Here is a 14,903-nt window from a genome sequence, read left to right as displayed (position 1 = left end):
CAGCCCCTGCGGCCTCAGCCGCTCTGCACGCTCAGCATCGGCGGCATGGCCTGCGAGGCAGGCTCTGTCGGCAAACCGTTGGCCATCTCCACCAGGGCGGCGTCCATTCCAGGCATCATCCGCAACAGGGGGATGGGGTCCTCCACGAGCTTGCGCAGGACCCACTCCACCACCGCCAACGTCTGCAGGCATTCCTCGGACGCATGGGGGCGCGGCGTCGCGTCCCCGGTCCGGGCATAGTCGAGCACCGGCAGCACGCCGCAGTAGGGATTGAAAGCGCACTCGCGGCACTGCGGGTCACGATCCCGCAGCGACAGGTTCATGGACCGGAACGTGGCCTTGTTGCGGATGAGCGCGTCATAGGTCGTCCCCTTCACGTTGCCCAAGCCGAACTCGGAGCGCATCGAACGGGCTTCGTCCGACGGCAGGATTTCGCCGTCATGGTCATAAGTGATGGCCGAACCGAAGTCCCCGACCGGGTTGCGCCAGTCCACGAAGCCCGTATCCGTCGACTGGAGAATCTTGGCCAGGACGACCCGGACCACGCGCTCGGAGTAGTTCTCGTTCTCCTGGCGGTTCTTCTCGTAGATGTAATCGAGCGCGTCCAGGTAGTAGTGGAGGAAGTCCTGGATGTCGAAGGGCAGCTTCTCCTTGCGGGCGTTGCCCAGGGCCTTGAGCTTGAGGATGGCGAGGTCCTTGAAGCCCTCCGCATGATAGAAGTCGATGGTGCGCTTCAGCTCCTTGGCGTTGGAGGCCCCCACCACGCACAGGGGCGACGCGCTGAGCACCCCGGGGAACCGGTCGCGGAAGTGGGACAGCCGCTCCATGACCTTGCGGAAGCTGCCCGCCCCGCTCCGCGTGACTCGGAATGAGTCGTGAATGTCCTCGGGACCGTTCAACGAATACGACACGTTGATGCGGTTCTCCTTGCAGTACGCGATGTGCTCGTCGGTGGCGACCATGAGGTTGCTCACCACGGAGAAGCGAAGCCGCTTGCCCACGGCTTCGTTCTGCCTGCGGGCCTCCTCGACGAAGTACTTCATGCCCTCGAAGTTCAAGAAGGGCTCGCCGCCCTGGAACTCGAAGCCCAGGAAGGGGGCCGGAGAACCGAGCGCGAAGCGGATGATGGCATCCGCGACGTCGGGCTGCATGTCGAAGCGCTTGGAGTCCGCGGAGATGTTCTCCGGGTTCATGTGGCAGTAGGTGCAGTTGAGGTTGCACCGCTTGGACAGCACGACGATGTGGAGCCCCGGCCCCGCGTAGGTCCGGTCATGCCAGCGCTTGAGGTCCTCCAGCACGCGCGAGGAGTTCTGCGCGGTGATGAGGTGGCTGGTCTGCTCGAGCCGCGCGAACAGGGCCTCATCCATGGAGATTTCGTCGAGCTGGGCATTCTCCGCGGCGGACAGCAGCTGCATGGCGCCCGTCCGGGACAGCCGCACGAAGTGGTCGGGGCCCACCTGCTTCGCGGGGAAGAAGTTGGGCAACCACTCGTCGCGATAACGCAACCCTGGGACCCTCATGCGGCACCTCCGGCGTGCTGGGTATAGCGGGCCGCGAGCGCTGCCGCCTCGCGCCAGTCCATGTATGTCTCGGCGTCATTCACCACGGGGCCGCAGGCGGCCACTCGCGAGAAGTGCTGCTTCATCCAAGCGTCGAAGGCCTGGTCCATGTCCGCATCCGCGACACGCTCGATGAGCGGGTGCTGCTCACTCAGGGCCTGGGCCATCTGCGCGAGGAGCACGCGCCCTTCGGGCGTGGGACGCTCGAAGTCCAGGAGGGTCCGGAAGGAGAGCAGGTTGCAGCGGTGTGACTTGAGCAACTGGAAGCGCCACTCCCGCTGCTTGAACTCGGGCCTGTCCAGCGCCCGCAGCCGGAGCCGGTTCACCGCCAGGAAGGAGTGCAGGCCCAGATGCACGCCTCGGAGGGGGCGAGGGTCGGTGCGGTAGGCGGAGACGAACTCGGGGCGTGAGTCGTCCCACCGCCCGAATGCGCGCGAGTCGAGCAGCAGATACATGCGCTCGTGCTGCAGTTCGTGGACCAGGTCCTCCGCATGCTCCAGGCCGTGGGCCACGCGCGTGAGGAAGACGGGCGTGCCAGCCCCATACGAGGACGAACAGCGCACGCTCCGGTTCTCCGGGCCTCCCATGTCGACGAGCGCGGGGAGCAACACGCGGGCCCAGTCGAGCACTTCGGGCCACAGCTCCCTCAGGATGTGGAAGGCCTCCTCCGTGCTTCGCAGCAGGGGCATGGGCCGCCAGGTGCCCGTGCTCCCGTCGTCCGGGATGCCCGCTTGCTCGCGCCGGCCGGTGATGCCGAGCATCTCACTGTCGTCCAGCACCGGAACGTTCCAGGTCTCGGACCAGGGCAACGGCTGGATGCTCACGGGCGCATCGCCCGTGAGCGGCAGCGGGATGCGCAGCCCGGGGCCGGCGTGCCCCTCGGCGGAGAGCAGGCACTCCGCGCCAGAGAAGTGCCAAACGACGCGCCCCTCGCCGAGGCCGCGCACGTCGAGCCGCTCCCCCCGGGGCAGGCAGTAGAGGGTCCGCGGCGTCACGAAGAAGGCTTCGCCGTGGGTGACCTCTCCCCGCAGCCGCTGGACGATGAGCAGGGACGCGAGGTTGCCCATCAGGCATTGAATCAAGCCAGGCCCGACGGCGGCGGGCCCCAACAAGCGGCCGAGCAGCACCGTCGTGCTCCAGTGCTCCAGGAACTCACGCGCCAGCGCCGGCGCGCGCTCGACGAGCTCGAACGCCTCGGAGAGGAGGGATTGGAGCTCCGCGGCACATCCCCCCAACTTCCCGAGCCGCTCCGGCTGCTGGACCCAGCCCATGAGCAGATCGAGCTGCCCCATCTGCTGCGCACGCAACAGCTCACGCGCCGAGGCTTCCGTCTCGGGGGACAACGGCGTCGGGAACGTGAAGGCATCTTGGAATTGCATCAGTGACTCCAGTCGAGCACCAACGGCGACTCGTGCGACAGATGGGACAGGAACGTGAAGATGGCCGACCGGACGTCGTCGTGAGGCAGGGAGAGGGCCGCGCTCACGTCGCCGACCATCTCGGCGACCGTGCGTCCGTCACATTGGTCCAGCAGGAGCACCTCGAGCGTCGACAGCGGCTGATGGCGGATGCCCGCCGGGCTCGCGTAACACAGGACCTCCGACGTCTCCGGCGACAGCGGGCGCGCGTCCAGCAGCCGCGCCAGGTCTCGCGTGACGCGCAGGTGGTAGGGCCCCAACACCGGGCGGCGCTGGAGGAGGCTGTCACGCAGGACCGACACGTGGGTCGCGCGAAGCGCCTCGGTGCGCTCGTCACGGCGGGCCAGCTCCTTCATCCGGCGTGACATGCACTGGATGTGGAACAGGCCCCGGTCCATCCACAGGCAGGCCGCCAGGTCCTCCCGCAGCGGCGCCTCGAGCGCCGGCTCGCACTGGAGCGTGGCCTCGACAGCGGCGAAGTAGCCAGCATCCATGTCCGTGGGCTCCGAGATTTTCGACGGGAGGAGTGAGACCACCCTCGCCGCGAGCTCGAAGGCCTTACCCTCCACGAGGCAGCGGAGCGTCCGGGGCACCAGGACCGCCGCGGGGGTCTTGTTGACGGACAGCTGGCACCGCTCCAGCAGGTAGCGCAGGTCGTGGGTGGATGCGCGCAGCACTTCCCGGATGGCCTCGAACGGCTCCAGCCAACGCACGAGGTCGTTGCTGTCTCCCCATCCCCAACGCTGAATGGGTTTGCTCGGGTGATATCCCGTGAAGAAGGTCGTCAGCAGGGCCTGAGGACGCCGCTGCCCTCGCGCCGGTTCGAAGCGACGGCCGGGCTGCAGCAGCGCGCAGCGCTCCAGGACGTGCTCGCCGTAGACGAGCCGGTACGGGGGCTTCCAGGGCAGGAGCGCCGAGTCATGCGCGCGAGTCACCGCGGCGGCCATCCAATGCGCCCGGTCGACCGGGTAGCGCTCCAGGCGGTCTTCCCGCGGCCGCCCCGCCATGGACAGCGTGCCCCCACAGGTCGCGATACGCGCTGGCTTCAACCAGTCGCAGAACGCGAGCGCTCCCACGGAGTCCATCTGATTCCAGAAGCCCTGCCACTGGACCGAGGCCCCCGTGGGGACGAAGGCGACATCAACGCGGCCCCGGAAGGCCTCAAGCGCTTCGCGCGTCCGGGGGGAATCCGTCACGTCCACCGCGTCCAGCGCCAGCACATCCGGCGTCTCCACCAGCAGGGCACATTGATCCTCGCCCTCCCCCGAACACTGCGCGGGCAGGATGTGGATGCGCAGGTCCTGGGCCAGCTCGACGACGTCCCCCTCCTGGAAGGGATGGAGATTGCGAAAGCCCAGCGCCGTGAGAATCGCGCGAGCGCTCGACTCGGGCGCCGCGCCCGGCTTCGGCCTGTCGAGGAAGTAGAGGGCGACGTCTTCGCGAAGCCCCAACAGGCTGGGTGGATGGAGATGGTCGTCGTGCGCGTGGGAGAAGAAGACCGCGTCCACCGACGACAGGTCATCGAAGAACCACGCGGGACACGCAGGCTGCCGGAACTCCAGCTCCCGCAGCACCAGCACCGGGTCGATGAGAACCCTCAGAGGACCGCGCTGAATGACAAAAGAAGTGTGGCCCAGGTGCTCGATGAAAGTCTGCACAGCCTGCCCATTCTGAATATTCAGAATTCAACGTATCAATTCGTATCCCCGAGCGTCAATGCAGGCCACGGGAATGACGACTCAACGCGGCCGGAGCAGTTCGGAGGTGCGATGTGTGGCCAGATAGGCCTTGGCTTCAATCACCGGGGCCCCCGTCAACCCCAGCTTGACGTGCGCGAGCCGCTTATCGAAGACACTCTCTCGCGTGGCCGAGCCAGCGGACAGGTTGACCTGCGTGCGACCCGGCCACGCCAGCAGCGCGTCGCGCCGTGAGGGTGCGCAGAGCCCCCGCGTCACGAGCTCGTCGAGCAGGCGTTGCCACCGGGGCTCCTCGGCGGGCTGCGCACGCCCCTGGAACGAGCACTCGAGCCCCAGCGTCGGCAGCAGCTGCGGCGCCAGGTCCAGGTTGAGCATGAAGCGATTGACGCCGAGCGGAAGGACCCACGCGAGGGTGTCCCGCAACTGCTGGATGTCTCCTGGCCACGCCACGGCTTCCAGGTACGCCACCATGCTCTCGGGAGGCACGTTCTTGAGCGTGAAGCGGAGGTTCTTGCTGCGCCGCGACATCATCACGCAGGCCGCATAGAGGTGTGCACCGGGAGGCAGCGCCTCGATGCAGACATCCATTCCTCGCTGGAGCTCTGGAGTGAGCGGCGCCTCATCCCCACGCAAGAGCGGAAGCCCCGCGTGGAGTGTCGCGCGGTAGGTATCCGACTTCTGCCGGTGGAGCGCTTCGTTGACGGCGACAGGCTGGTCCCGTGTGCAGAGGAACACGATGGGCAGCGGAGGCGAGGCGACTGGCGCATCCAGGTCGAACTCCAGCCAGAACGCGTCGACTTCCCGGTCGAGCAGCCCGCCCGGCTCAGCCCACGCTCGCGCGAAGTCGCGAATGCGCCGCCACTCGGGAGCGGCGAACAAGGGCGCTGGGAGTTCTGAGTGGGGATGCCTGCCAGCAAGCAGCGCCTGCCCGTCGTGTTTGATCCCCAGGATGAAGTCCACCCGAGGCGTCCCCTCCAGCAGCCGGACCTCGAAGCCCCCATCGCCCTCCAGGGCCGCCGGCAGCCATTCGCCCAACGCGAGCAGGCGGGCCCGCGACTCGGGAGAAAACAACGCGGGCGGATAATCACTGTCGAAGGCCGCCAACGTCTCCTTCCAGGTGCCCGACCGAGGCGGGAGCGCCCCCGGGAGGAAGTTGTCGGTCCGGTCCGCCGCGATGCGCGCGATTCGGACGTACCGGACGAGCGCTTCGACACACAGCGCCGCCGATGCCTCCAGCGAGCCGTAGACGACGTCTCCGGCCTCGTACAGCGGCGCCACGGGCCAGAGCCCCTCCTCGCTCTGCTCGCGCAGCAGCAGGGCCGCCATGGAATCCAACGTCCGCTCGAAGAGGTTGACGTCCGTGGGGCGCCCCAGGTTCATCAGGGCGCTCATCGCGAGGGCGACATTCACCGCGCCGCGCACCTCCCCCTTCTCCCAGAGCGAGATGAGCTCTGCCCGAAGGGGGACCGCGAGCTGCCAGTGGTCCCCCACGTGACGAACCCAGCGCGTCAGCAGGTAGCCCAGCAGGAGAGGCGAAACCGCTGGCTCGCCGCGGGCGCAGCCCAGAAGCCCCTGGGTTCGAACCTTCTCGGAAACAAGCGCGGCGCGGCCCGGTAGCGACCGCCCCTCGTGCGCCGCCAGGAGCAGGAGGTCCGCGGTCATGGCGACGTCCGCTTCAGGAAGAACGCCTTCGATGGCCGCCGCTCTGGACTCGGACGATGTCTGGCCAGGCGCCCCCGCGACGTCGCGCGACAGGAGCGCAGCGAGCGCCGGGGGTGGGTCCAACGGCATGTTCCATTGCCTCAACGCCACCAGCGCGCGGGCGGACTCCCCCGCTTCCGACCGTCCCGAATCCGAGGAGAAACGCCAGAAGCCAGTCGATGCGCGACTGGAGAGCAGCCGCCGCATGCAGGACGCCCCATGCGCATGTGCAGCCCCCTCGCTCTCGGCCAGCGCGAGGAGGACCAGCGTTGCCGCCGCCGGTGAGTCCACCGAATGAACGCCTGCTCCCGTGGAAGCCAGCATCTCCGCGACGGGAAGCTGCTCCAGTGCGGCAACCGCCGCGCCAATCGCGCCATCCAGCATGTCTGCCGTGGGCCGGCTCGGCGCTCCTGGATTCTGAACAGACACGGGCTTCCTCCGAGCAACGCTGGCGAATGGACGCAAAGCGTGCCCGAGCGCGAAGCTCAGGGTCAATCACCTCTCCATGTAAATTGCTGAAATCAATTTAGACCCCCACTCCATGTAAAATTGGCGAAGTGATACTCTCGCGGCGCCACATCCTCCACCCGGCAGCGAAGGCACGAAGCCCCGGCGCGAGACACACAACGGGCCCCCTGGCGGGACGACGTGTCCGCCAGCGTGAAACCGATACGGGTGTTGCGCGCGGGCCTCCGGCTATCGAGGCTGGCGTCAGCGGGACACCGGAGGCGTCCCCGGCGGATTCGGCTGAAACAGCGCGCACGCACGGACCGGCTGCGGCGGGTACTTCTGAGGCAGCAGCGGGCAGAGGATGAAGGTCGTGGTCCTCGACTGGACGTAGCGAGGTGGCGCGGCGCAGCGGTGGCAAAGGCTGTCGGGAAACGGCAGCGATTCGGGCGGGGGCGTCGTCATGACCTTCGCTCCTGGAGCATCGCACGCATCGCACCGCGTGCCTGATGCTCGTGGAGAGCGGCCATGCAAGCAATGGCATGGCCGCTCTCGAATATCGCATCAGTCGCGCAGCTCGAGCCACACGGGAGCGTGGTCCGAGGGCTGCTTGCCCTTGCGCTCCTCGCGGTCCACGTCCACGACCGTCAGTCGTTCGGCCACGGGCGCCGTCACGTAGAGGTGGTCGATGCGCAGGCCCAGGTTCTTCGGGAAGCCGAGCATGCGGTAATCCCACCAGGTGAACTTCTGAACGCCAGGGTGCAGCCTGCGGAAGGCGTCCGAAAGCCCGAAGGCGCCCAGGCGCTGGAGGGCATCCCGCTCCTTCAGCGTGAAGAGCGTCTGGCCTTCCCACAACTTCGGGTCATAGGTGTCGATGTCCTCGGGCGCCACGTTCCAGTCCCCGCCCAGCACCAGGGGCTCGTCGGGCTTGTGCCGTGTATCCAGGTAGCGCCTCAGCCGGCCGTACCACTCCAGTTTGTACTGGTACTGCGGCGAGTCCACCGACTGGCCATTGGGCGCGTACGCGCTCACCACGCGGATGCCGCCCACGGTCGCCGCGATGAGGCGCGCATGCGAATCATCCACGCCGTCGGACAGGCCCTTCACGACGTCCTTCGGCTCCTCCTTCGCGAGGATGGCGACGCCGTTGTACGTCTTCTGCCCGTGGACGGCGGCGTGGTAGCCCAGCTCCCGCACGGCCTCCATGGGGAAGTCGTCGTCCACGCACTTGAGCTCCTGCAGGCAGAGGACATCCGGCTGGGCCTTCTTCAACCAGGCGAGCAGCCGTTCCTGACGGGCCCGCACCGAGTTCACGTTCCAGGTGGCGATCTTCATCGCGCGGACCGTCGCATGCCGCCCGCGCCCCCCGCCATGCTTTTCCCCGGCCCTGTGGCCACAGGGCCACACAACCCCCTCCGTCCCTCTGGGAGCATGCGTGGCACGCCAGTCGCAATGACGCCGGGCGGGAGGCCGGCACACGGCGCCCCGGAGTCCCCGTCCCGGGAGCTCCGCCAGCAGTCGAGGTCGCCGCCATGCGCCGCAACCACACGAAGCCCACGTCCCACACCCGATTCCGCTCGCCGGCCTCCGCGCGGCGCGCGCTGGTGCTGGCGAGCCTCGTGGTGCTCGGACTGGCCCTGGCGTGGGCGGATGCGCCGCTGCCCCGGGCGCTGCGCGCGTGGCTGGCCGCGGAGGAGCAGTCCACGTCCAACGCGGACGCCGCGGCGCCGGATGCGGCCCATCCAGGGGGAGACGCCGCCGCGTTTCCGCCGGCGTCCGAGCAGCGCGCGCCGGGTAGAGACAGCAGCATCGCGCACCTCGGCGCCGTGTCCGGAGCCGCGTCGGAAGGTTCGAACATCGCGCCGGACGCCGAGCTCGCGTTGCCGCACAGACATGGACGGCGCGTGGACCACTTGAGCCGGGCCCACCTGTTGCGCGACTGGGACGACCTCGCTGGCGCGCTCACCGAGTGCCGCCGTGCGATTCATGACGCCCCCGACGACGTGGCCGCCTTGGCGCTGGCGGCGGAGCTCGCCGGGCTCACGGGCCGGACGGAGCTGGCCGTGCGTGCCCATGCCCAGCTCGGCCGCCTGCTCCCCCTGGATGCCCGCCCCCTGGTGCGTCAGGCGAGGCTGCTGGTGTCCCTGGGCCGCCACGCCGAAGCGGTGTCCGTGGGCGAGGAAGCCGTGCTGCGCAATCCCGAGTACGTGGAGGCCTATCAGGTGCTCGGGCGCGCGCACCTGGCGCAGGGGGCGCTGGCGAAGGCGATGCTGCGCTTCGAGCAGGCCGTCCACCTCCACCCCGAGCACGGCTACGCCCTCAACAACCTGGGCCTCACCTACCTGCGTGCCGGAGAAGCCCAGAAGGCCGTGGACGTGCTCGTCCGGGCGGCGGAGCTGCTCCCGCACGTGGCCTATGTGCACAACAACCTGGGCGTGGCCCACGAGCGGCTCGGACAGGTGGAGGAGGCCCGGGCGGCCTACGCCGCCGCCATGCACCTGTCACCGCGCTACGTCCAGGCCCGCGTCAACGCGGACCGGATGCGCCGCACGGCCCACGCGGACATGGCCGGCGCCCGGACGGTTCGTGAGCGGCCGCGCCCCACCCAGGGAGAGGCGCCTGCTTCCCGGTAGCGCCTTCCTGCCTGGAGGCCCTGCGCCGGGCGAGCCTCCAGAGCGGTTCCCGTTCGGTGTCCCCCGGTCTAACCTGCGGACTTTCTTTCCAGCGCAATGACCACGGCTCCCCAGATGCCCTCTTCGCCCGACTCCTCCACACCCACTCCCCCCGCACCGCATTCGCGACCGGGGTTCGGTGCCCGGCTGTGGCGCTGGACGAAGCGGCTGCTCATCACCGGCCTCGTGTGCCTGCTGCTCGGCGCCATCACCGCGGCGGGCGGCTACGCGTACTACAGCCAGGACCTGCCCTCCGTGGACGCGCTGCGCAACTACCAGCCGCCGCAGGTGACGAAGGTGACGTGCGGTGACGGCACGCTCTGCGCCGAGTTCGCGCACGAGCGGCGCACGTTGATTCGCGTGGAGGACCTGCCGCCCCACGTCCGCAACGCCTTCCTGGCCGCCGAGGACGCGGACTTCTACAAGCACGAGGGCCTGGACTTCTTCGGCATCACCCGCGCGGCCATCAAGAACCTCATCCCCAACAGCCGCAAGTCCGGCGCGTCCACCATCACCCAGCAGGTGGTGAAGAACCTGCTGCTGACCCCTGAGCGCAGCTTCTCCCGCAAGGCGCGCGAGTGGATTCTCACGCCACGCGTGGAGGAAGCGCTCACCAAGGACCAGATTCTCTCGCTCTACATCAACCAGTCCTACTACGGGCAGCGCCGCTACGGCATGGAGGAGGCGGCGCTCTTCTACTTCGGCAAGCACGCCAAGGACTTGAATGTGGGCGAGGCCGCCGTGCTCGCGGGCACCGTGCAGCTCCCGCACCGCATCAACCCGGTGACGAACATCACGCGGGCGAAGTCGCGTCAGCGCTACGTGCTGGACCAGATGGCACGCAACGGCTTCGTGTCCGCGGATGTGGCGGAGGCGGAGAAGGAGAAGCCCATCGTCCTGGCTCCCCGGCGAGGCAAGGTGGTGGGGCCGTACTACACGGAGGAGATTCGCCGCACGCTCATCGCGCGTTACGGTGAGCAGGCGGTGATGGAGGGCGGGTTGCGCGTGGACATCGCCATGGTGCCCAAGCTCCAGCTCGCGGCGGAGCAGGCGGTGCGTGACGGCCTGGAGGCGGTGGACCGGCGCCAGGGCTACCGCGGTCCCCGTGGCGCGCTGGAGAAGAACCAGTGGGAGCGATACCGGGCCCTCATCGCCACGCGCATCGAGGAGGCGGGCCGCCGGCAGAAGGACCAGGGCTACGTCGCGGACCTGTCCGCGCTGGCGAAGGTGGAGAAGGAAGAGCCGAAGACGCCCGAGACCGCGGGTGCCCCCCTGGACGCGCTGGAAGAGGAAGGCACCGAGGAGCAGCGGCCGGACCTGTCGCCCGAAGACGAGGCGCCCCTCTCCGCGGACCAACTCCTGGCGCAGTCCGTGCGCCTCAAGCCCATGGAGGAAGGCCTGCGCCTCACGGGCTACGTCATGCAGGTCGACGACAAGCGCAACGTGGCGCGCGTGGACCTGGTGGGCCGCACCGCCGAGGTGGCCTTCGCGGCCGTCTCCTGGGCGCGGCAGAAGGGCAGGAGCGCGCCGAAGAAGATCTCCGACGTCTTCACGGAGGGGCAGCTCGTCTTCGTGCGCGTGCTCAAGGCACCGCCCGCGCCAGCCTTCGTGGAAGCGACGCTGGACCAGGTGCCCGAGGTGCAGGGCGGGCTGGTGGTCATCCGTCCGGAGAACCGGCACGTGGTGGCGCTGGTGGGCGGCTACGACGCGGAGCGCTCCTCCTTCAACCGCGCCACACAGGCGAAGCGGCAGCCTGGCTCGTCCTTCAAGCCGTTCCTCTACGCCGCCGCCATGGGCAGTGGCCGCTACACGCCGCTGTCCAAGGTCAATGACGCTCCCGAAGCCGTCCGCGACCCGTACACGGGCAAGACGTGGAAGCCGCAGAACTACGACCGCCAGTTCCACGGGCCGATGACGCTGCGCGAGGCGCTCACGAAGTCGAAGAACACGGTGTCCGTGCGCCTCATCGAAGCGCTCACCCCGGCCACCACCATCGACTTCGCGCGCCGGGCTGGCATCCACTCCCCGCTGCCGGAGAACCTCACGCTGGCCCTGGGCACCGGTGAAGTCACGATGCTGGAGGCCGCCAACGCCTACGCCACGCTCCAGGCCAGTGGCCGCTATGCGGAGCCCTTGATGCTGCTGCGCGTGCGCGACGCGCGCGGCAAGGTGCTGGAGGAGCATCAGCCGGCCTTCGAGGAGACGCTGCCGCCCGCGGTGGCCTACCTCACCACGTCGCTGATGCGCAGCGTGGTGGAGGACGGCTCGGGCCGGGCCGTGCTCGCGCTGGAGCGCCCCGCCGCTGGCAAGACGGGCACCACGCAGCAGTCCCGCGACACGTGGTTCTCCGGCTACACGGCGGACTGGGTGGCCAGCGCGTGGGTGGGCTTCGACAACAACGCGCCGCTGGGCGGCAGTGAGACGGGTGGCCGCGCCGCGCTGCCCATCTGGCTCCAGCTCATGCGCGTGGCCCACGAGGGGCTGCCCACGCGGGAGTTCGAGGTGCCCCCCGGCGTCGTGCAAGTGCGCATCGACCCCATCAGCGGACTGCTGGCGGGCAACTCCGTCCCGGGCCGGCTGGAGCCCTTCCTCGAAGGCACGCAGCCCACCGCGGAGGCGCCGCCGCCGGGGCAGGTGACCACCGACCAGTTCTTCCTCGACGAAGGCAGCAGGCGGGGACTGTGAGCCCTACCCGAGCCCTGCTGCTCGCCCCCTTGCTGGCCACGCTCGCGGCGCGGGCGGCGCCTGCGTCCGACACCACCGCCGCCATTCCCCGGCTCGCCCGGCAGGTGACGGGGGCCGTGCGGGCGCAGCGTGGCGTGGAGTCGCCGGTGGCGGTGAATGTCACGGGCGGCTCGGCCGAGCTCCGCCGCGCGGTGAGCACGATGCTCGCCTCGCAGCTCTCCTCCGCGGGCCTGCCGCCCGTGGTGCTGGAGGCGCCCACGGCCGATGCCGCCGAGGCGCTGGCGCGCGCGCAAGGTGCCCGGACGCTGGTGCGGCTCTCGCTGGACGTGGAGGGCGGCGAGCTGCGCGCCCGGGGGGATGTGATTGGCACCTGGGTGAACTTCTGGTCCGGCCGCACACCCACGCGGCCGCCCAAACCCGCCGCCACCCTGGTGGAGACGGTGCCCGCGGACCCGACCGTATTGGCGCTCGCGTTGGAGGGCGCAGGCACTTCGCCCACGTCGCCCCCGGAAACGGGCCCTCAAGGCATCCGTCTGCTGGGCGCGGCGCTGGCGCGGCTGGAGCATCCCCTGGCGGCGCTCGCCGCCGGGGACCTGGACGGGGATGGCCGGGATGAAGTGGTGGCGCTGACTGAGCATGACGTCGCCGTCTTCGACGCGGAGGGGCGGCTCGTCGCGCGCAAGGAGCTGGACTCCCTGCCCGCGGGAAGCGCCACCACCCGGGAGCCCTTTGGCGCGTTGGCATTCCTGCCAGGGCCCCCCCGGCTGGCCGCGTGGAGCACCCGCCATGCGCACGGCGAGCTGCTGGCGCTGGACAAGGCCCGCGCCACCCTGCGCGCCGTGGGGACGCTGGACACGGCGCCGCTGGGCGCCACCGAGCGAGGCACTTTCGTTCCGGGACAGACAGCCTTCGCGCCCACTCTGAAGCTGGCGGAGGGCCGCGCGCTGACGGTGCCCGCGCCCTTCACCACCGCGAGCATGGATGCCCAGCGGATGCTGTTCGTCCACCCGGATGGCACCGCGGCCTTCTACGCGCACGCGGGCGCGGCCCCGGCGCGCTGGACGAACCTGGGCGCCGGCAGCGCGCTGGGAGACCTGGATGGGGACGGCGTGCCGGAGCTCATCACCACTTCGACTCAGCTCACTCCCGCCCCCGATGTGCTGCGCGTGCACGGCACCTCCGGGGACGACCCCGGCACGCACGAACCGCTGTGGCAGGGCGCCCTGCCCACGGGCCGCGCGCTGTACGTGGTGACGGCCCGCCTGGACGGCGACAAGCGCCGCGAGGTCATCGTGGGCATCTGGAAGCCGGACGGCACCAGCGAGCTGTTCCTCCTGCGTCAGGGGGCGCCATGAGACTCCGCTCCACCCTTGCCTGCCTCGCGCTGCTCGCGTCCTCGGCCGCGCAGGCGGCCGGCCGGCCTCGTTACGGGGGTGAGTTGCGCGTCGCCCATGGCGGCCCGCCGGAAGTGGCCGAGCCCGCGCTGGCCGACACGCCCCTGGAAGCAACGCTGCTGGGGCTGCTTTCCCCACCGGTGTGCCGTGCCACGCGAGACGGCGGCTTCGAGCCCGCGCTCGCGCGGGAGCTGTCACGCCCCACGCCCCAGTCCCTGCGCATCACCCTGCCCACCCCCGCGTCCGCCACCGCGCTCGCGCGTGCATGGATGCGGCTGGCGAGCAGCGACGGCGCATCCCCGTACCGGGCCCTCTTCCATCCGCTGCGCGGAGAGGCGCGGCAGGTGACGCCCCAGGGCGCCACGCTGGAGCTGACGCTCGCCTACCCCTGGCCGGACCTCGAGCGCGCGTTGTGCCATCCGGCGCTGGCGCCGCCCGCCTCCCCCAACGCGCTTGGCCCCTTCACCGCCGCGGGACGCGGGGCCCTGGAGGCGCAGACGGCCTGGCCCCAGGGGCGCCCGTACCTGGACCGGTTGCTGCTCACCGCCACGGACCAGCGCGGCCTCTCGCGGCTGTGGTCGTCCCGGCAGGTCCAGGTGGAGCTGGGCGTCGCGTCGGAGACGGACACCACGGCCGGCGCGCCGCTCTATGCCACCTTCCTGGCGTTCTCCCCACGGCGGCTGCCCCCGGACTTCCGGCAGGCCGTGGAGAGCGCCATCGACCGCGAGGACCTGACCCGACTCTTCGTCCAGGCGCCCGCGCAGCCCATGCCGCACCTGCTCCCGCCAGCGATGATGGACGCGCCCGCGCGCCCCCGTCCGTCCGCGCCGCCGGTGAGCCCCGCGCGGACGGTGACGCTGCGCTACGACGCATCGGTGGAGGACCAGCGCGCGGTGGCGGAGCGCATCCAGGTGAAGCTGCACGAGCGCGGCTACACCGTGGCGCTGGAGGCGCTCCCGCGCGCGGCCCTGCGCGCCCGCTGGGCCCAGGGCGACTTCGAGCTGATGCTGCACGCGCTGCTGCTGCCCCCCATCCCCGGGCCTGCGCTGGCGGTGGTGCTGGATGCCGGTGGGCGCAAGGACTTGCTGGGCGTGGAGTTGCCCGCCATCGGCGCGCTTGCGTCCTCCGCGGCGCGGGACGCGCGGGCGCGCGAGCGGGCCCTGGCCCTGGCCGCGTCCGTGCCCCTGGTCCCCCTATATGTACAGGGGCTGGGAATGCGCTTCGCTCCGGACGTGGGCGGGGTGATGATGGATGCACAAGGCCTGCCCTCGCTGGACGGACTGCATGTGCTTCCACCGGAGGGGACGGCGATGGGAGGACGTCCTTGAGG

Annotated in this window: 10 protein-coding genes; 4 read left to right on the top strand and 6 right to left on the bottom strand. The window is 70.1% G+C overall.

Going from position 1 to position 14,903, the window contains the following annotated elements; translation table 11 throughout:
* Window positions 1–14: 14 nt before the first annotated feature.
* From HNV26_RS14620 to xth, 6 genes are all read right to left on the bottom strand, one after another.
* The gene (locus HNV26_RS14620; RefSeq protein WP_171443307.1) at window positions 15–1,520 is read right to left on the bottom strand and encodes a radical SAM protein; all 1,506 of its coding nucleotides are present in this window, start codon (window positions 1,518–1,520) and stop codon (window positions 15–17) included.
* On the bottom strand, window positions 1,517–2,938 hold the full coding sequence (locus HNV26_RS14615) for an aKG-HExxH-type peptide beta-hydroxylase (protein ID WP_171443308.1): 1,422 nt from the start codon (window positions 2,936–2,938) through the stop codon (window positions 1,517–1,519). The genes HNV26_RS14620 and HNV26_RS14615 overlap by 4 nt, the downstream gene beginning before the upstream one ends.
* The gene (locus tag HNV26_RS14610; protein ID WP_171443309.1) at window positions 2,938–4,635 is read right to left on the bottom strand and encodes an MBL fold metallo-hydrolase; all 1,698 of its coding nucleotides are present in this window, start codon (window positions 4,633–4,635) and stop codon (window positions 2,938–2,940) included. The genes HNV26_RS14615 and HNV26_RS14610 overlap by 1 nt, the downstream gene beginning before the upstream one ends.
* An 81-nt stretch (window positions 4,636–4,716) precedes the next feature.
* Window positions 4,717–6,759: a hypothetical protein gene (locus HNV26_RS14605; protein WP_253816564.1), complete on the bottom strand. Its 2,043-nt coding sequence runs from the start codon at window positions 6,757–6,759 to the stop codon at window positions 4,717–4,719.
* Between the two features lie 327 nt (window positions 6,760–7,086).
* Window positions 7,087–7,287 (bottom strand): hypothetical protein, encoded by a 201-nt coding sequence (locus tag HNV26_RS14600; RefSeq protein ID WP_171443311.1) that lies wholly within the window; start codon window positions 7,285–7,287, stop codon window positions 7,087–7,089.
* Between the two features lie 99 nt (window positions 7,288–7,386).
* Window positions 7,387–8,157, bottom strand: coding sequence for an exodeoxyribonuclease III (gene xth, locus HNV26_RS14595; protein WP_011555149.1), 771 nt, complete (start codon window positions 8,155–8,157; stop codon window positions 7,387–7,389).
* Between the two features lie 197 nt (window positions 8,158–8,354).
* Here xth and HNV26_RS14590 point away from each other — a divergent pair, with 197 nt between their 5' ends.
* From HNV26_RS14590 to HNV26_RS14575, 4 genes are all read left to right on the top strand, one after another.
* A complete protein-coding gene (locus tag HNV26_RS14590) occupies window positions 8,355–9,455 on the top strand; it encodes a tetratricopeptide repeat protein (protein WP_171443312.1) in 1,101 nt (366 codons plus the stop codon).
* Between the two features lie 96 nt (window positions 9,456–9,551).
* Window positions 9,552–12,179: a penicillin-binding protein 1A gene (locus tag HNV26_RS14585; RefSeq protein WP_216612284.1), complete on the top strand. Its 2,628-nt coding sequence runs from the start codon at window positions 9,552–9,554 to the stop codon at window positions 12,177–12,179.
* A complete protein-coding gene (locus HNV26_RS14580) occupies window positions 12,176–13,534 on the top strand; it encodes an FG-GAP repeat domain-containing protein (RefSeq protein WP_171443313.1) in 1,359 nt (452 codons plus the stop codon). The genes HNV26_RS14585 and HNV26_RS14580 overlap by 4 nt, the downstream gene beginning before the upstream one ends.
* The gene (locus HNV26_RS14575; protein ID WP_171452814.1) at window positions 13,531–14,901 is read left to right on the top strand and encodes a periplasmic substrate-binding domain-containing protein; all 1,371 of its coding nucleotides are present in this window, start codon (window positions 13,531–13,533) and stop codon (window positions 14,899–14,901) included. The genes HNV26_RS14580 and HNV26_RS14575 overlap by 4 nt, the downstream gene beginning before the upstream one ends.
* The last annotated feature ends 2 nt before the right edge of the window (window positions 14,902–14,903 follow it).

The organism is Myxococcus xanthus (assembly GCF_013116825.1).
In the GTDB taxonomy this organism is placed as follows: domain Bacteria; phylum Myxococcota; class Myxococcia; order Myxococcales; family Myxococcaceae; genus Myxococcus; species Myxococcus xanthus_B.
This window is presented reverse-complemented; position numbering and strand designations above follow the sequence as displayed.